This window comes from Novosphingobium sp. CCH12-A3 (genome assembly GCF_001556015.1).
In the GTDB taxonomy this organism is placed as follows: Bacteria; Pseudomonadota; Alphaproteobacteria; order Sphingomonadales; family Sphingomonadaceae; genus Novosphingobium; species Novosphingobium subterraneum.
The window spans coordinates 22,162-40,845 of sequence record NZ_LSIA01000021.1; the positions used below are offsets into that span (position 1 = coordinate 22,162).

The 18,684-nt window shown below is 62.4% G+C and carries 19 protein-coding genes; 12 read left to right on the forward strand and 7 right to left on the reverse strand.

Features of this window, described 5'->3' with window-relative positions; genetic code table 11:
- Positions 1-19: 19 nt before the first annotated feature.
- The 3 genes from AX703_RS01905 to hisB all read right to left on the reverse strand — a co-directional run bounded on the left by AX703_RS01905 (position 20) and on the right by hisB (position 2,442).
- The gene (locus AX703_RS01905) at positions 20-1,159 is read right to left on the reverse strand and encodes a glycosidase (RefSeq protein ID WP_062342265.1); all 1,140 of its coding nucleotides are present in this window, start codon (positions 1,157-1,159) and stop codon (positions 20-22) included.
- Positions 1,160-1,226: 67 nt separating this feature from the next.
- Positions 1,227-1,856, reverse strand: a complete 630-nt coding sequence (gene hisH, locus AX703_RS01910) for an imidazole glycerol phosphate synthase subunit HisH (RefSeq protein ID WP_039332793.1) — start codon at positions 1,854-1,856, stop codon at positions 1,227-1,229.
- The gene (gene hisB / locus AX703_RS01915; protein WP_039332791.1) at positions 1,849-2,442 is read right to left on the reverse strand and encodes an imidazoleglycerol-phosphate dehydratase HisB; all 594 of its coding nucleotides are present in this window, start codon (positions 2,440-2,442) and stop codon (positions 1,849-1,851) included. The genes hisH and hisB overlap by 8 nt, the downstream gene beginning before the upstream one ends.
- A gap of 86 nt (positions 2,443-2,528) precedes the next feature.
- Between hisB and AX703_RS01920 the strand changes: the two genes are divergently transcribed.
- Genes AX703_RS01920 through gmk form a run of 3 tightly spaced genes read left to right on the forward strand, consistent with a single transcriptional unit; the run spans position 2,529 to position 4,155 of the window.
- The gene (locus AX703_RS01920) at positions 2,529-3,026 is read left to right on the forward strand and encodes an SspB family protein (protein WP_062342268.1); all 498 of its coding nucleotides are present in this window, start codon (positions 2,529-2,531) and stop codon (positions 3,024-3,026) included.
- Between the two features lie 34 nt (positions 3,027-3,060).
- Positions 3,061-3,453, forward strand: a complete 393-nt coding sequence (locus AX703_RS01925) for a hypothetical protein (RefSeq protein WP_062342271.1) — start codon at positions 3,061-3,063, stop codon at positions 3,451-3,453.
- A gap of 51 nt (positions 3,454-3,504) precedes the next feature.
- Positions 3,505-4,155: a guanylate kinase gene (gene gmk / locus AX703_RS01930; protein WP_062342273.1), complete on the forward strand. Its 651-nt coding sequence runs from the start codon at positions 3,505-3,507 to the stop codon at positions 4,153-4,155.
- Between the two features lie 116 nt (positions 4,156-4,271).
- Here gmk and AX703_RS01935 read toward each other — a convergent pair whose 3' ends face one another.
- The 3 genes from AX703_RS01935 to AX703_RS01945 all read right to left on the reverse strand — a co-directional run bounded on the left by AX703_RS01935 (position 4,272) and on the right by AX703_RS01945 (position 7,449).
- Positions 4,272-5,075, reverse strand: a complete 804-nt coding sequence (locus tag AX703_RS01935; protein WP_039332784.1) for an SDR family oxidoreductase — start codon at positions 5,073-5,075, stop codon at positions 4,272-4,274.
- 70 nt (positions 5,076-5,145) lie between these two features.
- Positions 5,146-6,285 (reverse strand): acyl-CoA dehydrogenase family protein, encoded by a 1,140-nt coding sequence (locus AX703_RS01940; protein WP_062342275.1) that lies wholly within the window; start codon positions 6,283-6,285, stop codon positions 5,146-5,148.
- 3 nt (positions 6,286-6,288) lie between these two features.
- Complete coding sequence (locus AX703_RS01945; RefSeq protein WP_062342277.1) at positions 6,289-7,449, reverse strand: acyl-CoA dehydrogenase family protein; 1,161 nt, start codon at positions 7,447-7,449, stop codon at positions 6,289-6,291.
- A 193-nt stretch (positions 7,450-7,642) separates the two neighbouring features.
- Between AX703_RS01945 and AX703_RS01950 the strand changes: the two genes are divergently transcribed.
- From AX703_RS01950 to AX703_RS01975, 6 genes are all read left to right on the forward strand, one after another.
- Entirely contained in the window at positions 7,643-8,491 is an 849-nt protein-coding gene (locus AX703_RS01950) for an SDR family NAD(P)-dependent oxidoreductase (RefSeq protein ID WP_039332778.1), read from the forward strand.
- Entirely contained in the window at positions 8,488-9,915 is a 1,428-nt protein-coding gene (locus AX703_RS01955) for an MFS transporter (protein WP_062342279.1), read from the forward strand. Before AX703_RS01950 ends, AX703_RS01955 begins: the two co-directional genes overlap by 4 nt.
- Positions 9,916-10,020: 105 nt before the next feature.
- The gene (locus AX703_RS01960; RefSeq protein WP_062342281.1) at positions 10,021-11,313 is read left to right on the forward strand and encodes an acyl-CoA dehydrogenase family protein; all 1,293 of its coding nucleotides are present in this window, start codon (positions 10,021-10,023) and stop codon (positions 11,311-11,313) included.
- 11 nt (positions 11,314-11,324) lie between these two features.
- A complete protein-coding gene (locus AX703_RS01965) occupies positions 11,325-12,413 on the forward strand; it encodes a Zn-dependent alcohol dehydrogenase (protein ID WP_062342284.1) in 1,089 nt (362 codons plus the stop codon).
- Complete coding sequence (locus AX703_RS01970) at positions 12,410-13,486, forward strand: phosphotransferase family protein (RefSeq protein ID WP_197423580.1); 1,077 nt, start codon at positions 12,410-12,412, stop codon at positions 13,484-13,486. Before AX703_RS01965 ends, AX703_RS01970 begins: the two co-directional genes overlap by 4 nt.
- Positions 13,487-13,499: 13 nt before the next feature.
- Positions 13,500-13,889, forward strand: a complete 390-nt coding sequence (locus AX703_RS01975) for a reverse transcriptase-like protein (RefSeq protein ID WP_062342286.1) — start codon at positions 13,500-13,502, stop codon at positions 13,887-13,889.
- 62 nt (positions 13,890-13,951) lie between these two features.
- On the opposite strand, the gene AX703_RS01980 is transcribed toward AX703_RS01975, so the two are convergent.
- Positions 13,952-15,325 carry a class II 3-deoxy-7-phosphoheptulonate synthase gene (locus AX703_RS01980; RefSeq protein WP_062342288.1) on the reverse strand — a complete coding sequence of 458 codons (1,374 nt, stop codon included), beginning with the start codon at positions 15,323-15,325 and terminating at the stop codon, positions 13,952-13,954.
- 146 nt (positions 15,326-15,471) lie between these two features.
- Here AX703_RS01980 and AX703_RS01985 point away from each other — a divergent pair, with 146 nt between their 5' ends.
- The 3 genes from AX703_RS01985 to AX703_RS01995 are packed head-to-tail and all read left to right on the forward strand — an operon-like array spanning position 15,472 to position 18,682.
- On the forward strand, positions 15,472-17,466 hold the full coding sequence (locus AX703_RS01985; protein ID WP_231735313.1) for a TadE/TadG family type IV pilus assembly protein: 1,995 nt from the start codon (positions 15,472-15,474) through the stop codon (positions 17,464-17,466).
- Positions 17,463-18,047, forward strand: a complete 585-nt coding sequence (locus AX703_RS01990; RefSeq protein ID WP_039332766.1) for a TadE/TadG family type IV pilus assembly protein — start codon at positions 17,463-17,465, stop codon at positions 18,045-18,047. The genes AX703_RS01985 and AX703_RS01990 overlap by 4 nt, the downstream gene beginning before the upstream one ends.
- On the forward strand, positions 18,044-18,682 hold the full coding sequence (locus AX703_RS01995) for a TadE/TadG family type IV pilus assembly protein (RefSeq protein ID WP_062342292.1): 639 nt from the start codon (positions 18,044-18,046) through the stop codon (positions 18,680-18,682). The genes AX703_RS01990 and AX703_RS01995 overlap by 4 nt, the downstream gene beginning before the upstream one ends.
- The last annotated feature ends 2 nt before the right edge of the window (positions 18,683-18,684 follow it).

An 18,684-nucleotide genomic window follows, 5' to 3' on the forward strand; every position in this document is an offset into this window, starting at 1 on the left:
CCGCGCGCCTAGCAGCGGATTACGCCGAACGGAAGGCTTCCTTGGGCACATGGGTGATGCGGCAGGCAAGATCGGCCTCGCCCGAGGCGACGATGTAGCGATCCTCCAGCTCAGCGATGCCGGTCGTGAACACGACATCGCGCAAGTAGAGCAGGTCCTCGAGCGGTCGGGTGAGTTCCGGGTTGGGCTCCAGCAGCGGGGTGTGGCTGCCGCCGATGGTCTTCCATGGCTCTTCCGGGTCGAGGAGGGTCCAGTAGGTACGGTAGATGCCCACGATCTCCTTCGGTTCGACGCCGTGCCAGAGGGTAAGCCAGCCACGCTGACCGTCAATCTCCGTGAGGATCGGGGGGGTGCCACCACCCATGCGCGCCGTTGCGGCGGTACCAGCATGCGGACGAATGCCTGGTTCGAGGCGAGGACGCCAGTGAAGGGCATCCGGCGAAGTCGCAAGGTTGATCGAGGGGCCGGAGCGCCATTCGCTGCCAGGCGGGTAGGCGAAGTAGAGGTCGCCCAAAGGGCGGGTCTGTGCCCAGTATTCGCCGTGAACAAGGCCCTCGAAGATCAACATGTCCTTGTTCTGATGATCGAGAGCGATGCCTTCGAAATGCCAGTTCAGGCCATCTTCCGAGGAATAGAGCGTGGTCGAGTGTCGTTCCGGGCTGACCGAGCAGGTGGTCATCAGATAGGCGCCCTCGCGCATGCGCGAGATGCGGGCATCCTCGATGCCGTAGCACTGGAACGAACCTTGCGGCGCGATGGCCTTGTCATAGTGGATTGCGATGACATCAAGCCCGTCGGCCGACATCTCGACCGGCAACAGCCATGACAGGGAGGTCAGCGCCATGATCTTCCAGCCGCCACCATGCAGAAGGAACTTGCGAGGGTCCGAAGTATCGGCAAGCTCCAGCGGCCAGCCATCGAGAACATAGCCCCCGTCGTGCCAGCGAATCGCATGGACCTTGCCATCGCGGATTGGCTGGCGCAGCGCCTCGGCCACGCGGACCATGAAGAGCAGGTTGCCGTTCGGCAGGACCGTCATGCCGGGGTTGAAGGCCCCCAGAACGTAAGTTTCCGCATCGAAGTGGCCGCGCAACGGTGACTGCGCGAGGTCCACCATGAAGGGCGTGAATACCAGGCGGTCGAACGGAAACGTGGTCATGCGGCAGGGCCTCCTTCAAAGGAAGGAAAGGTCTGGGCGCGTGTTACAGTTCCCTCAGGCTAACCTGTCAGGGCTTCCATTCAAGGAAGCGATTGAGCAGCGACAGGCCGTAGGACTGGCTTTTTTCCGGGTGGAACTGCACGCCGAGAATATTGTCGCGCGCGACGGCGGCGACGATCCCGCCGCCGTGATCGCTCATCGCCGCCACGTGCGTGCCCTCTTCGGGCACGAAGTGGTAGGAGTGCAGGAAATAGGCTTCGCCGGGCTCGAGCAGTTCGGCACCGCCCTGGTGCGGCATCGGCGCGACATCGTTCCAGCCCATGTGGGGCACCTTGATCGACGGATCGGCGGGTTCGATTACGCGGACTTCGCCCCCGATCCAGCCAAGCCCGTCGGTCGTGCCGAACTCGATGCCGCGATCCGCCAGAAGCTGCATGCCGACGCAGATGCCGAGGAAAGGAGCACCGCCGACGAGGACGCGCTCTTCCATTGCCTCGACAAGGCCGGGCACAGCGCAAAGCGCCGAGATGCAGGCGCGGAAGGCACCGACGCCGGGCAGGACGATACGATCCGCGGCCCGGACGACATTGGGATCGGCCGTCACCACCACGCCTTCGGCACCGGCTGCCTTGAGGGCGTTGGCGACGGAGCGCAGATTGCCCGCGCCGTAATCGACCAGCGCGAGGGTATCAGCCACCGAGAATGCCCTTGGTCGAAGGGACGGCATCGGCCTTGCGCGGATCGATGGTGATCGCTGCACGCATCGCGCGGGCAAAGCCCTTGTAGATGCCCTCGATGATGTGGTGGTTGTTCGAGCCGTAGAGGCTTTCGATGTGCAGCGTGATGCCGGCTGCCTGGCTGATCGACTGGAACCAGTGCTCGAACAGCTCGGTATCCATCTCGCCCAAGCGAGGCTGCGTGAATGAGGCCTTCCAGATCAGCACCGGACGGCCCGAAATATCGAGCGCGACGCGGCTCAGCGCCTCGTCCATCGGCGAATAGGTGTGGCCGTACCGGGTTATGCCCTTCTTGTCGCCCAGCGCCTGCGAGATGGCCTGGCCGAGCGCGATGGCGCTGTCCTCGGTGGTGTGGTGCTGGTCGACATGGAGGTCACCCTTCACCCGGCATTCGATATCGATCAGCGAGTGCCGGCTGAACTGCTCGATCATGTGATCGAGGAAGCCGATGCCCGTTTCCACCTTGTAGGTGCCGGTGCCATCGAGGTTCACCGACACGGCAATGTCGGTTTCCTCGGTCTTTCGCGTGATCGATCCGGTGCGCATGGGAAAGCGCCTATACGCCGCTCCGGTTTAGAATCAATGTCCGTCCCCACTTGACCCGAAGGGCCGGGGCGGTCAGTTGTGGCGGCATGAGCGATGCACCTGACAGCCTGATCCCCTACGACGAAATCGTGCAGGAGGCGCTGCGCGCCGTTGTCGGACGCGTGCTGGGCGAAGTGGCAGCGGGCGGCGGGATGCTGCCGGGCACCCATCACTTCTATATCACCTTCAAGACCGGCGCTCCGGGCGTGGACATTCCGCAGCGCCTGCGCGAACGCTTCCCCGACGAGATGACGATCGTGCTCCAGAACAAGTTCTGGGACCTCAAGGTCGAGGCAGATCAGTTCAGCGTTGGCCTTTCATTCAATCAGATCCCTTCGACTCTGGTGATTCCGTTCTCGGCAATCACGGCTTTCGTCGATCCAGCAGTCGATTTCGGTCTGCAATTCCAGGCAGTTGTCGATGACGAGGCGGAACCTGTCGAGCCTGCCGAAAACGATTCGCCGGAACAAGCCGACACGCCTGCCGTTGAGCGGACCGAGGACGGATCGAACGTCGTCACTGTCGATTTCGGCAAGAAGAAGTAAGGGGCACAACGCCCCGCTGACAGAAGGCAAGGGCATGGCTAAGAAGGGCAAGAAGCTGACAAATGCGGCCAAGGATGCCGCTGATAAGGTGCCTGCCCCCAGCCCCAACCCGATGACCAACTTGATCCTGGCCGATATTGCCCTCCGCGCCGGGGGCTCGTTGCTTCGCCGTGGCGTTGAAAAAGGCCTGATCGGGACGAAGATGGGTTCAAAGAAGGCGGGTCGTGTGATCCAGGGGCGCACGATGATGCAGACTCTGGTCGGGACTGCCATCGCCCGGGTTGCAACCCGCTCCGTTCCCGGCGCGATCGTTGTCGGGGGTGGTCTTCTCGCCAAGACGCTTTACGATCGCCGCCGTAGAAGAACCGCCGAGGCAGCTGGCGAAGCGGCAATCGAGGAACAGGCCGAGCGCGGCAAGAAGGGCTGATCGGAGCCGTCCCCCCTTGACCGGGCGGGAACCGATGCGCCACTAGCGCACATGGTCCACGAGTCCCAAGACGACGACACCCTGCACCGCCGGGGCCTGATGCTCATCCTGTCCTCGCCCTCCGGCGCCGGCAAGACGACGATCGCGCGCAAGCTTCTCGCCGAAGATGACGAGATTGCGGCATCCGTTTCCGTGACGACGCGGCCGATGCGGCCTGGCGAAGTCGAGGGCAAGGACTACTACTTCGTCGACAAGGCCGAGTTCGACCGCATGGTCGAGGCGAACGAGTTCTATGAATGGGCAGTGGTCTTCGGCAATTGCTATGGCACACCCAAGGCGCACATTCGCGACCGGCTGAAAGCGGGCGGAGACGTCCTGTTCGACATCGACTGGCAGGGCACGCAGCAGCTGTACCAGAAAGCGCAGGCCGACGTGGTGCGCGTGTTCATCCTGCCGCCGAGCCTCGATGAACTGCGCCGCCGCCTGACCGGACGCGGCACCGACAGCGCCGAGGTTATCGCGGCGCGCATGGACCGGGCACAGGCCGAGATCAGCCACTGGGACGGTTACGATTACGTCGTGATCAACGACGACGTTGAGGGCTGCTTCGACAAGGTGCGCGAGATCCTTGCCGCCGAGCGCATGAAGCGCACGCGCCAGACCGGGCTGATCGACTTCGTGCGTGGGTTGATGCGGGGGTAGTATCTCATCTGGAAGTGTTGCGTCCCCGCGCAGGCGGGGACCTCAGCCGTTTGACTCCAAAATTCCGTAACAACACTTGCGTCCCCGCCTTCGCGGGGGCGCAAGTGTCAGCGCCATCAATGCCCCGATGGATCCACGGCATTCTCAGGAATCCAGCCGTTGACGATACCGCCATCGATCGGCAGCGGCGTGCCGACGACATAGTCGCCCGCGCGGCTGGCGAGGAAGATCGCGCCCCCGGCCATGTCTTCAATCGTGCCGATCCGCCTGGATGGGATGCCCTTGGCAGAGGCTTCGGGATTCTTCGCCGCAGCCTTGTTCATCTCTGATGGGAAAGCTCCTGGACAGATGCAGCTTGCGACGATCTGGTCCCGGATCAGCCGCGCCGCCATGCGCTTGGTCAACTGGATGACGGCAGCCTTTGATGCCTGGTAGCTGTAGGTCTCCCAAGCATTGAGACGCAGGCCATCGACCGAGGCGATATTGATCACCTTGGCGGGCTGTTCCTTGCTGGCGGCGGCCTTTAGCAGTCCGTGCAGCTTCTGAGTGAGGAAGAACGGCGTCTTGACGTTCAGGTCCATGACCTTGTCCCAGCCAACTTCGGGAAAATCCTCGAAGTCTGCGCCCCAGGCAGCGCCCGCGTTGTTCACGAGAATGTCGAGCTTGTTTTCGCGGCCAGCAAGGTCTGCGGCGAGCTGTTCAATGCCGGCGACGTTGGAAATGTCACCGGGCAGTGCGATGCACCGATCGCCAAGGCGGCTGGCGGTTTCCTCGACCACAGCAGCCTTGCGAGCGGTGATGTACACCCGCTCGCAACCTGCGGCGAGGAAGCCTTCGGCGATCATCTCGCCAATCCCGCGCGAACCACCAGTCACGACCGCAATGCGGCCTTCAAGGCTGAAAAGCTTGCTGAAATCCATGTTGTCGTTCCCCTGCGCGCCCGTTTCCCGGGTCGTGTCCCCCTCCCCTGCCGAAGAGAGGGCGATTGCATCAATAGCCGCTAAGCTGGGCCACGCGCTCGGCATGGTAATACTGGTCGCCCATGAACTCGGCGAGCGAACGGTCGCGCTTCATGTAGAGGCCGATGTCGTATTCGTCGGTCATGCCGACGCCGCCATGCATCTGAACGCCTTCGCGAACCGAGAGGTTGCAGGCCTTGGCCGCCTTGGCCTTGGCAACCGAAACCATGAGGTCGGCCTTCTCCGAATTGCCGTCGAGCAGTTGCTGCGCCTTGATCACGGCGGCTTCGGCGATTTCCAGCTCGGAATAGAGGTGCGCGGCGCGGTGCTGAAGCGCCTGGAATTCTCCGATCAGCTGGCCGAACTGCTTGCGCGTCTTGAGGTAGGCGGTGGTGATGTCGAATGCCCCCTGCCCGACACCGGTCAGTTCGGCAGCAGCGCCGATGCGGCCTGCACGGAGAACCTTGTTCAGCAGCTCGCGACCGCCATCGACTTCGCCGATAACGCAATCGCCATCGAGTTCGACACTGTCGAAGGTGACGTTGCTGGCCATCGCGCTGTCGACGAGGCGCAGGTTCTCGTGGGACACGCCCGATGCGTCCTTGGGTACGGCGAACAGCGTGATGCCGTCGTTGTCGGTATCGCTGCCCGACGTGCGCGCAGCGACGATGATCGCGTCAGCCGAGGCTCCATGCACGACGAAGGCCTTGCTGCCCTGAAGGCGGAAGCCGTTACCAGCCTTTTCGGCCTTGCAGGCGATGCGTTCGGGGCGATGTTTCGGACCTTCGTCGACCGCTACGGCCAATACACTGTCGCCGGCGATTACCCCTGGGAGCCAGCGGCCGCGCAGCTCGTCCGATCCGCCCGCAAGCGCCGTCACGCCCATGACCGAGGTGGTCAGGAATGGCGAAGGGGTAAGGTTGCGACCGATTTCGCGCAGGACGATGCCTGCCTCGACGTGGCCCATCGCCAGACCGCCATCGGCCTCGGCAGCAAGCATGCCGGTGAGGCCCATCTCGGCGAACTGCTTCCACAGGGCATGGCCGAAGCCATCCTGGCAGTTCATGTCGCGATAGTGGCGCAGCTGCTTCTTGATGCCGCCTTCATCGGCCATGAAGCCGGTGACGCTTTCGGCCAGCATGGCCTGATCTTCGGTGTGGAAAAGGGGCATCGATCAGGCTCCCGGCAGTTCGAGGATGCGTTTTGCAACGACGTTGAGCATGACTTCGCTGGTGCCGCCCTCGATCGAGTTGGCCTTGGTGCGCAGCCACGAACGCGACGGGGAGCCGCCATTGGTGCGCTCGCTCTCCCATTCGAGTGCCGTCGCTCCGCCTGCCGACATCAGCAGTTCGTGACGGCGCTTGTTCAGTTCAGTGCCGGCATACTTCATCATGTTGGGCTGCGCGGGATGGGCACGGCCGACCTTGGCCTCATCCAGGAACTTCTCGCCCATGCAGGCATAGGCCAAGGCATCGACATCGAACATGGCGAGGTCGGCGCGCAGGATCGGGTCTTCGAGACCGTTACGGGCAACGATCGCGCCGATGGCGTTGAGGCGATCGCCGCCGCCCGCACCCGAGATCATCTCGCGCTCATGCCCGAGCAAGTACTTGGCGACGTCCCAGCCGCGATTCAGTTCTCCGACTATCTGGTTCTTCGGCACCACGACGTTGTCGAAGAAGGTTTCGCAAAACGGCGAATTGCCGCTGATCAGCTTGATCGGCTTGGTCGTCACGCCCGGGGTGGTCATGTCGAACAGCAGGAAGCTGATGCCCTGGTACTTGTTGGTCTTGTCGGTGCGGACAAGGCAGAAGATCCAGTCAGCCTTATCAGCATAAGAGGTCCAGATCTTCTGGCCGTTGACGACCCAGTGATCGCCCTTGTCCTCGCCGAAAGTCTGCAAGCTGACGAGGTCCGAGCCCGAGCCGGGTTCCGAATAGCCCTGGCACCAGCGGATTTCGCCGCGGGCGATCTGGTTGAGGTAGTGAACCTTCTGCTCCTCCGTGCCGAACTTCAGCAGCGCGGGGCCGAGCATCCAGATGCCGAAGCTGGACAGCGGCGGACGGGCGCCGATGCGGGCGCATTCCTCGCGCCAGATCTTCGCCTCGGCCGGAGACATGCCGGCGCCACCATAGGGCTTGGGCCAATCGGGCACGGTGTATCCCTTGGCTGCGCAGCGCTCCATCCAGGTCTTCTGCGCCTCGTTCTTGAACTTGAAGTTGCGTCCGCCCCAGCAGACGTCGCCCTCGTCGCGGACGGGCTCGCGCATTTCGGCAGGGCAGTTCTCTTCAAGCCATGCGCGGATTTCCGCGCGGAAAGCATCAAGGTCTGACATGGTTATGCTCCTCTCTTAATCGGAAGGTTAAGGCGAGTCGCGATGGTCTGGCAAGGGCGGATTTGCGGCGCCTTTCCTGCGCTTTCGGGCAAGTGCCGCTTGCCGTAGCGTAAACCCCATCGCCATTGACGGACGGTCTTTCGCGCCTAAGCTGACGTAAACGTAAAACGACATAAGAACGCTGGAGAGAGGGATGCGATTCAACGGCAAGACGGTCGTCGTGACCGGCGCAGCTTCGGGAATCGGGAGGGCGAGCGCGATCGCTTTTGCGGCCGAGGGGGCAACGGTCTACGCTGCCGACATCGACGAGGCCGGCCTTCTGGCGACGGCGAGCGCATCCAATGGCAAAGTCGTCACTGCCCGCTGCGATGTCACGCGTTGCGAGGACATCAAGGCCCTGATGGACCGCGCCGCGGCAGAAACCGGCGGCATCGACTCGGTCTTCAACAACGCAGGCGCTGGCGGCGACAGAGCCCCGATCGACGAGATCGAGCCCGAAGGCTGGGATCGGACGATGGACCTGCTGCTGCGTTCGGTCGCATTCGGCATCCGCTACGCCGTCCCCCACATGATCGGGCGCAAGGGCGCATCGTTCGTCAATACTTCAAGCGTTGCCGCAGTCGGCCCGGGCTATTCGCCCACTGCCTATGCGGTCGCCAAGGCTGGCGTCCTGCACCTGACCAAGGTCGCCGCGGCCGACCTTGCCAAGCACCAGATCCGGGTCAACGCGGTCCAGCCGGGCTTCATCAACACCAACATCTTCACCGCTTCGCTGGATATGCCCGCCGAACTGGAGGCGCAGGCCAAGGGCGCGATTGCCGCAATGTCGCAGCAGGCGCAGCCGGTGGCGCGCGGCGGACAGCCTGACGACATTGCGCAAGCCGTGCTGTTCCTCGCCAGCGAGGCGGCGGGCTTTGTCACGGGTACATCGCTCATCGTCGATGGCGGGATCACCATCGGGCCGCGTCATAGCTGGGATCCGAATATGCCGGGCCTGTTCGACGCGCTTCAGCAGATGGTCGACAGCGGAAAGGCTGCATGATCCCGATCGAAGGCCGCGTGCCGACCCGGCTCGCCCTGGCGAACGGGTTGGGCAGTGTCGCCTATGGCGTGAAGGACAATGGCTTCGCCACGTTCCTGCTGCTGTTCTACAATCAGGTCCTTGGCATGGACGCGCGGCTGGTCAGCCTGGCCCTCCTGATCGCGCTGGTCTTCGACGGGTTGATCGACCCGATAGTAGGGCATTTCAGCGATCGTACCAGAACCGCCTGGGGCAGGCGATTGCCCTACCTGTATGTCGCGCCAATCCCTCTCGGGCTTGCCTGGATATTCCTGTGGTCTCCGATCGGGGAGCCGAGCTTTGCCGTGTTGCTGGCATCAGCCATCATCGTGCGCGCATTGGTGGCGATGTGCGAAGTTCCGTCTGCAGCCTTGGTTGCCGAGATCAGCCGTGACTACGACGAGAGGACGCGCCTGACACGCTTCCGCTTCCTGTTCTCATGGGGGGGCGGGCTGCTGATGCTTTTGCTCGCCTATGGCGTGTTCCTGCCCGACGCGATGCTGGCACGCGAAGGTTATCGCAACTTCGGCCTGTTCGGCGCAGCGCTGATGGTGACTTGCGTGCTGGTTTCGGCATTCGGGCAACATCGGGCAGTTGCCGGCTGGCCACCGGAACGGCGGGCGACAGGGAAGAGCGCCCTCGCCTCTCTGGGCGAAATTCGCGAGAGCTTCTCACATCCTGCCTGCCTCATCGTGATGGCAGGCATTGCAGCGGCGCTGACCGCGCAGGGCATCACGTTTGCCTTGTCCAACTACCTTTACCTCTACGTCTGGAAATTCACGCCAACCGCCTTGCAGGCCTTCCCATTCCTGCTCTTCGCCAGCGTCGTGGGAGCATCGCTGCTCGTCGGACGCGCTCAACTGCGCTGGGGCAAGGCGGGGACAGTCATGCGGATGGCGCCGCTGGGCATGATCTTCTGGGCAGGCCCGCTACTGTTGCGCTGGCTGGGTCTGTGGGCAGCAGACGGTTCTACCTTGTCGCTGGGGGGAATGTTTGCATGCACTCTGCTTTCGAACACCTTCACCGTCACCGGCACCATGACCTTGTGGTCCATGGTTGCGGATGTTGTGGAGGCGTCCGAGGAACAGACCGGGCGAAGGTCGGAAGGGACACTGTCGGCAGGCGCATTCCTTGCCTCGAAGTGTGCAGGCGGGCTTGGCGTGTTCTGTACCGGGCTGCTGCTGAGCTTTGCAGGACTGGAACCCAACACCGCCCCCGATGCCGTCGCGCCGGAAGTGACATATCGCCTCAGTCTTGCCTATTGCGCCAGCATTGCCGTGCTGGCGGGAATGACCGCATTCGTCGTCCGGCGATTTCCGATTGACCGGGCGACGCACCAGGCTCGACTTGAACGGCTCAATCAGGTGGCAAGGGCCGATCCCGATGCCGCGGGATTGCATCCCTGACGCCGCAATGATCCCAATCAACGACAGAACTTAATCGGTCACTTAATTTCCGCTTGAATTCGCGCATGGCCCGATGGACATTGCCGGGCAACCAAGGAGAGGCTCATGGATTTCGAACCGACCGACCGCCAGAAGTATTGGCGTGACCGCGTCCGCCAGTTCATCGAGGACAATGTCCGCCCGCGCTACAAGGACTACAAGGCCGAACAGGCGACGGGCGACCGGTGGAAGGTTTTGCAGACGGTCGAGCAGGAGAAGGCCAAGGCCAAGGCTGCCGGAATCTGGAACCTGTTCATGCCGCCACGCAACGGCGGTCACCATCATGTCGAGGAAAGCTTCGAATTCGAAGGCCCGGGCCTGACCAACCTTGAATATGCACTTTGCGCCGAGGAAATGGGCCGCATCGGCTGGGCCAGCGAGGTGTTCAACTGCTCGGCACCTGATACCGGGAACATGGAAGTGTTCCATCGCTACGGCACTCTCGAGCAGAAGGAGCAGTGGCTGCGCCCATTGATGAACGGCGAGATTCGCTCCGCCTTCCTGATGACCGAACCGGCCGTCGCCTCGTCGGACGCGACCAACATCGAAACCTCGATCCGCCGCGAGGGCGACGAGTACGTGATAAACGGGCGCAAGTGGTGGTCGTCGGGCGTGGGCGATCCGCGTTGCAAGATCGCCATCGTCATGGGAAAGACCGACTTCGAGGCCAAGCGTCACCAGCAGCAGTCGATGATCCTGATGCCGCTCGACACGCCGGGCGTGGAGATCGTCCGTCACCTGCCTGTCTTCGGCTATGACGACGCGCCGCACGGCCACATGGAAGTGGTGATGAACAACGTGCGCGTGCCCGCATCCAACATCCTGCTCGGCGAAGGTCGCGGCTTCGAGATTGCGCAGGGACGCCTCGGGCCGGGCCGCATCCATCACTGCATGCGCACGATCGGCGTGGCCGAGGAGGCGATTGCCAAGATGGCCAAGCGCCTGCAATCGCGCGTGGCCTTCGGCAAGCGCGTGGCTGATCAGTCGATCTGGGAATGGCGCATCGCGCAGGCCCGCATCGACATCGAAATGACCCGCCTGCTCTGTCTCAAGGCGGCGGACATGATGGACAAGGTCGGCAACAAGTCGGCTGCGCTGGAAATTGCGATGATCAAGGTCCAGGCGCCGAACATGGCCTTGCGGATCATCGACGATGCGATCCAGGCCCATGGCGGCGGCGGCGTTTCGGAAGACTTCGGTCTTGCCGAAGCCTATGCCCACCAGCGGACGCTGCGACTGGCCGATGGACCAGACGAAGTTCACGCCCGCGCCATCGCCCGCATCGAATTTGCCCGTCATTCGGAATTGCCCTCGGGCGACCGTGGCTTCAGTTCGGGCGATCTGGGCGTGGCTCGGTAAGGAGAGAGAAGATGAAAGCCGCCGTACTCGTCGAACCGGGCAAACCGCTCGAAATCCAGGACCTGACCGTTTCGAAGCCGGGTCCGCACGAAGTTCTGATCCGTACGGCCGCTTGCGGGCTGTGTCATTCGGACCTGCACTTCATCGAGGGCGCCTATCCGCATCCGCTCCCGGCCGTGCCAGGACATGAAGCAGCCGGGATCGTCGAGGCCGTGGGTTCGGAAGTGCGGACCGTGAAGGTGGGTGACGCGGTCGTCACCTGCCTGTCGGCCTTCTGCGGGCACTGCGAGTTCTGCGTCACCGGACGCATGTCGCTGTGCCTCGGTGCCGACACCCGGCGCGGGGCTGGCGCGCCCCCGCGCCTCACCCGTACCGACGATGGCAGCACCGTGAACCAGATGCTGAACCTTTCGGCCTTTGCCGAGCAGATGCTGGTGCATGAACATGCCTGCGTCGCGATCACGCCGGACATGCCGCTCGACCGCGCCGCCGTAATCGGATGTGCGGTGACGACCGGTGCCGGCGCCGTGTTCAACGCCGCCAAGCTGACGCCGGGCGAAACGATCTGCGTCGTCGGCTGCGGCGGCGTGGGACTGGCCACCGTCAATGCCGCAAAGATTGCAGGGGCCGGACGAATCATCGCTGTCGACCCCATGCCCGAGAAGCGCGAACTGGCGCTGAAGCTCGGCGCGACCGATGCGATCGACGCAGGGCCGGATGCGGCCAGGGAAATCGTCGAGATGACCAAGGGCGGCGTCCACCATGCCATCGAGGCAGTGGGCAGGCCGGCTTCCGGCGACCTGGCAGTTGCTTCGCTGCGGCGCGGCGGGACGGCCACTATCCTCGGCATGATGCCGCTTAATCACAAGGTCGGTCTGTCGGCGATGGACCTGCTGTCGGACAAGAAGCTGCAAGGCGCCATCATGGGCGGCAACCACTTCCCCGTGGATCTGCCGCGTCTGGTTGACTTCTACATGCGCGGGCTTCTCGATCTCGACACCATCATTGCCGAACGAATTCCGTTGGAGGGCATCAACGAAGGGTTTGAGAAAATGAAGCAGGGCAATTCTGCCCGCTCGGTCATCGTGTTCGGCCAATGAGCGAGGCGGCGATGGACGCACAGGCAGCGTTTACGGGAACGGTCGTTCCCGAAGGCGCGGACAAGCTGGATGAGGCGAGCCTGACCCGCTGGTTCGAGGAAAACGTGGCGGGCTTTCAGGGCCCGCTTACGGTCTCGAAATTCAAGGGCGGGCAATCGAACCCGACCTACAAGATCGACAGCCCTTCAGGGCCCTACGTGCTGCGGCGAAAGCCCTTCGGCAAGCTGCTGCCATCGGCCCATGCGGTGGACCGCGAATACAAGGTTCAGGCGGGGCTATCAGGAACAGGCTTCCCGGTTGCTCGCCAGTATGGGCTGTGCACGGACGACAGCGTCATCGGGTCGTGGTTCTATGTCATGGGCTGTGTCAACGGGCGGACGATCTGGGACGGCGCAATGCCGGGCGCCACACCGGAATTCCGGCGTGCGACCTACGACGCCATGGTCGATACGCTTGCCGCATTGCATTCGGTTGATATCGAGCAGGCCGGGCTTTCCGACTTCGGCAAGCCTGGCAACTACTTCGGCCGGCAAGTCGATCGCTGGACCAAGCAGTATCGCCTTTCGGAAACCGAGACGATGCCCGAGATGGAGCGGCTTATTGAATGGCTGCCCGCAACCCTCCCCGAGCAGACGCGGACCAGCGTGGTGCATGGCGATTATCGCATCGACAACATGATCTTCCATCCCACGCAAGCCAAGGTCGTTGCGGTGCTCGATTGGGAACTGTCCACGCTGGGCGATCCGCTTGCCGACTTCACCTATTTCTGCACGGCATGGGTGCAGGACAATGGCGGACGTTCGGGCGTGCAGGACTTGGACCGCAAGGCGCTGGGCATTCCGGAACTTGAAGAAGTGGTTGCACGATACTGCGAAAAGACCGGACGTGACGGATTGCCAAGGCTTGACTGGTACATTGCCTACAACTTCTTCAGGCTGGCAGGCATCATCCAGGGGATCAAGAAGCGCGTGATCGACGGGACAGCCTCAAGCGCTCACGCCAAGGCGATGTCGGAAAGAGTCCGACCGCTGGCAGAGCTGGCGTTGAGTTTTGCGGTGAAGGCCGGGGCCTGATACCGCCCCACCCATGGCAGAGCACAAGCGTCTCAAGGTCTACTTCGACGGCGGCTGCCGGCCCAACCCGGGTCCCATCGAGGTTGCGGCTGTAATGCGTGGGATGGCCCAAGTGCGCACCGATCTTGGCAACGGCACCAATGGCGATGCCGAATGGCTGGCCCTGATCCATGCGCTTGAAGTGGCACAGGCCAGTGGCGCCGCCGCATTCGATCTGTTGGGAGACAGCCGTTCGGTGATCGCACAGGCCAATGGCCGCGCGAAAGCGGCTTCGCCAAGTGACCGGGTGCATCTGGAGCGCTTCCGGAAGCTGGCTGGAGCGAATCCGCCCACGCGTGTTCGATGGGTTAAGCGCGAGCAGAACCTTGCGGGCATAGCCTTGAACGCCAGACACCCGCGCTAGGCAAAGAAAAAGCCCCGGAGGCAGAACCCCCGGGGCCATGATTTTGCAGTCTGGGAAGGACGTCAGGCAGCTTCGGCCTTTGCCCCTTCCCGCTCGGCATTCAGTGCCTCGGCCAGCAGGAATGCCAGTTCGATCGACTGCGCTGCATTGAGACGCGGATCACAATGGGTGTGATAGCGATCGGCCAGCCCTTCCTGGGTGATCGCGACGGCACCACCGGTGCACTCGGTCACATCCTGGCCGGTCATCTCGATGTGAATCCCGCCAGCGTGGGTGCCTTCGGCGCGGTGGACCGCGAAGAAGCCCTTCACCTCTGTCAGGATGCGGTCGAACGGGCGGGTCTTGTAGCCGTTGTCGGCCTTGATGACGTTGCCATGCATCGGATCGCACGACCACACCACCGGATGGCCTTCGCGCTTCACGGCGCGAACCAGCGGAGCCAGCCCTGCCTCGACCTTGTCGTGGCCGAAGCGGCTGATCAGCGTCATGCGGCCGGCCTCGCGCGAGGGATTCAGCGTATCGAGCATGCGCAGCAGCGCATCGACGCTGAGCGAAGGACCGCACTTCATCCCGATCGGGTTGTTGACGCCGCGCAGGTACTCGACGTGGGCCGAACCTTCGAAGCGGGTACGATCACCGATCCACAGCATGTGGGCGCTGGTGTCGTACCATTCGCCGGTCAGCGAATCCTGCCGGGTCATCGCTTCCTCGTAAGCCAGAAGCAGCGCTTCGTGGCTGGTGTAGAAGCTGGTGCCCTGAAGCTGCGGCACGGTACGCGGATCGACGCCGCAGGCTTCCATGAAGTCGAGCGCTTCGCCGATCTTGTCGGCGGTTTCACGGAACTTCGTGGCCCACGGGCTCTTGCCGATGTGGTCCAGCGTCCACTGGTGGACCTGACGCAAGTTGGCATAGCCGCCGCCCGCGAAGGCGCGCAGCAGGTTCAGTGTCGCCGCTGCCTGGCTGTAGGCCCGCAGCATGCGCTCAGGGTCGGGAATGCGCGATTCCGCAGTGAAATCAATGCCATTGATATTGTCACCGAGGTAGCTCGGCAGTTCAACGTCACCGATTTTCTCAACCGGGGAGGAACGCGGCTTGGCAAATTGTCCGGCCATGCGGCCCACCTTCACCACCGGTTGCTTGCTGGCAAAGGTCAGCACGACCGCCATCTGCAGCAGCACGCGGAACGTGTCGCGAATGTTGTTCGGATGGAATTCGGCAAAGCTCTCGGCACAGTCTCCGCCCTGCAGCAGGAAACCCTTGCCTGCGGCCACCTGCGCCAGGTCGGCCTTCAGAGCACGCGCCTCACCTGCAAAGACCAGCGGCGGAAAGCTCGTCAGGGTCTTCTCGACCTCGTTCAGCTTTTGCGCATCGGGATAGACCGGCAGATGCCGCCCTTCAAACCCGCGCCACGAATCCGCAGTCCAGTTCTGTGCCACTTTCCATTCCTTTCAAGAGGCGCGCCCATACGCCGCCTGCGCAGGAAAAGCAAAGGAAGGCTTGCTGTCACAGCAATCGATCATCGCGATCACGCCCAAGGCCACCGATAGGGAATTTACCTTAGTCACCTCATCAGGATGTCTTGGTGGACGAGCGGTTAACCGTGCAGATCCCACCAAAGGTCGATCGTTTTCCCATGCTTGCCCTTCGCCGCTTCCTGATTTTACTGGCCCGAAGCCGCGGTGGAAACATCCTGCCTCTATCGGCCATGGCAATCTTCGCCGTGGCCGCGCTGATCGGCGGCGCCATCGACATAAGCCGCGCCTGGCGCACCCAGACGAGGCTGCAGGCGGCATGCGACGCAGGTGTTCTGGCAGGCCGTCGAGCCGTAACCACAAACGGCTTCGATGCCGCGGCAAAGACGCAGGCGGACAATTACTTCTTCGCAAACTTCGACGAGACCCACCAAGGTTCACGAGACACGACTTTCGAGCCGACTTCGGCGGACAAAGGCGGCACGATCGACGCCGTGGCCACAACCATGCTTCCGCCCCTGATGATGCAGATCTTCGGCTTTCAAGGTTTTGATCTGAGCGTCAGATGCACGGCCTCGATGGGCGTGGGCAACAGCGACATCATGATGGTGCTCGATACCACTGGCTCCATGGCCTCACTGCTGGCGGGAAGTACGCAGACACGCATCGAAGCACTGCGCGCTGCCATGAAGAACTTCCACAGCACTGTCGAGAACGCCTTGTCGGGCACAAACGCACGTGTGCGATACGGATTCGTGCCGTACAGTTCGTCAGTCAACGTTGGCAGGCTTCTACACGACCTTGATCCGTCGTATCTGGTTGACAGTTGGACAATCCAGTCTCGTCATGCGGTTTACCGAACCGTTCAGACCTTGAGTGGCTACGGCACGCCGAGAAGCGGGACACCGACGACCACAACTACAACGCCAACCTACTCCCTCTGGGCCAACTACGGCTCCAACATCTACCTGACGTCGACATCATGTAACAACGCAAAGCCAGCCGATACGGCCTGGGCCAATTCAGGGAGTGCCACCTCCACCTCAACGACGACAACGAACTCGTCCGGTCAACGGGTTGTGACGACCGTCGTGACCCAGCCGCAGACGGCGACTTTCTATCAGTGCGCCTGGCTGATCCTGAACTACAGGATCCAGTCGCGAACCGGCTCGCGCAACTCCGTGACGACGACGACCACGACGGCCGATCCGATCTATACAAGCTCGCAAGTCTTCGATCGTTGGGAGTATCGCCCGGTGACCTATGACACGAGCCGGTTCAAGAATTTCGAAGCGGTCTCCACACCAACCGGCGAGAACGGCGCGTCTGTTTCGTCAACTTGGAAAGGGTGCATCGAGGAGCGCGCAACCGTATCCGAGCCAAGCTTCACGTGGTCGTCGCTGGGGGGCTTCAACCCGTCCGGCGCCTTGGACCTCGAAATCGATTCCGCCCCTGACAGCTCCGCATCCAGCAAATGGGCGCCGATGTGGCCGAATGTCGCCTACATACGGACGGTCACCTACAACGGCACTGTTTACATGAACAGTGCGACACCCTCGGCTCAGGGCCAGCAGGCGGCGTCATTCTGCCCGACTGGCGCGCGCTTGCTGGCCACGATGAACAAGACCGCGTTCGACGCGTTCGCGGATTCGCTCGTTCCCGAAGGCGCGACCTACCATGACATCGGGATGGTATGGGGAGCGCGGCTGGCATCGCCAGACGGCTTATGGTCGAGCACTGTTCGCCAAGCGCCCACGAACGGCGGCGAGGTTTCGCGCCATCTGATCTTCATGACCGATGGCGAAATGGCGCCCAGCTACTCCATCCAATCGGCATGGGGCATTGAGTACCATGATCGCCGTGTGACCGATGATGGTGTAAACGAAGACGCTGCGCGCCATAACTCACGGTTCCTCGCCCTGTGCGAAGCCGTGAAGGCCAAAGGCATCCGCATATGGGTCATCGCGTTTGCACAGGCCATGACGCCCGAACTCCAGACATGCGCCTCCAGCGCGAGTGCCTTCACGGCAGCCAACGCAAACCAGTTGGATGCGGCATTCCAGTCGATCGCAAAACAGGTCGGCGAACTGCGAGTGGTGCAATGACCGAAATGCGGCTCAGGACTGACGACGAAGGTGCAACAGTCGTCGAATTCGCGATTGTCGTGCCCCTGTTCCTGTTGCTGCTGATCGGCATCATGGACATCGGGCAGATGGTTTATGGCAAATCGGTCCTGACCGGCGCTGTACACCGCGCAGCGCGCGATTCTTCATTGGAAACGCGCAACACCAGCGAAGCCGACGCCTCGGTACTAGACGCCATCCGTCCGGTGCTTCCTGGCGTAACCATCAAGACGAGCCGGACCAGCTATTACGACTTTGCCGACGTCGGCAGGGCCGAGAAATGGAATGACAAGAACGCCAACGCCGTGTGCGATGCCGGCGAGACCTTTACCGACGAAAACCGAAATGGCCAATGGGACCAGGATGTTGGGCAAAAGGACAGCGCCGGTACCGCCAATGACGTCGTCGTCTACAAGGTGACAGCAACCTTCAAACCCGTGTTCCAAGTGCCCTTCCTGCCCAAAATGTGGTCGGAACGAACGCTCACGGCTACCGCAGTGACCAAGAACCAGCCGTTCGGCAACCAGACGGGCTATGGCGCCACGGCCGGGAGCTGCCCATGAAGCTACTGCAAAGTCTGTTCAGCCGACAGGACGGGGTATCGACCATCGAGTTCGCTCTGGTTGTGCCTGTATTCATGATCCTGGGAATGTATGGGGCCGAAATCGCATGGCTCAACGCCGCTTCAATGGAAGCGAGCCAGGTTGCTCTGGCGCTTGCTGACAATGCTTCCCGTCTTGGCCAAACCGACAATAGCGGCGCGACCCCCACGATTACCAGCAACGACGTACACTCGGTCCTGACAGGCGCATTGGAGGAAGGCTCGAATATCGATCTGGCCGAGAATGGCCGGGTCATCCTGTCCAGCCTTGAAGTCCATCCACTGACTGGCAAGCAGTATGTTCATTGGCAGAAGTGCATGGGCAAGGGCCGCCAGACCTCTGCGCATGGCAAGCCAGATCTCACAGGCAGCGCATTGTCCTCGATAGCTTCGGGCATTTCGCTCGGCGGTAGAAAGATCACGTCATCCAGCAAGGGCGCGGTCATGGTCGCCGAAGTCTGGTACGAGTACAAAGGCCTGTTCGGAACGATGTTCGTCAAGCCGATCACCATACACGAACAGGCAGCCATCATCGTCCGTGACGACCGTAATGTCGGCCCTGGCCTGAGCGGTACGAACGACAAGATCGAATGCTGACA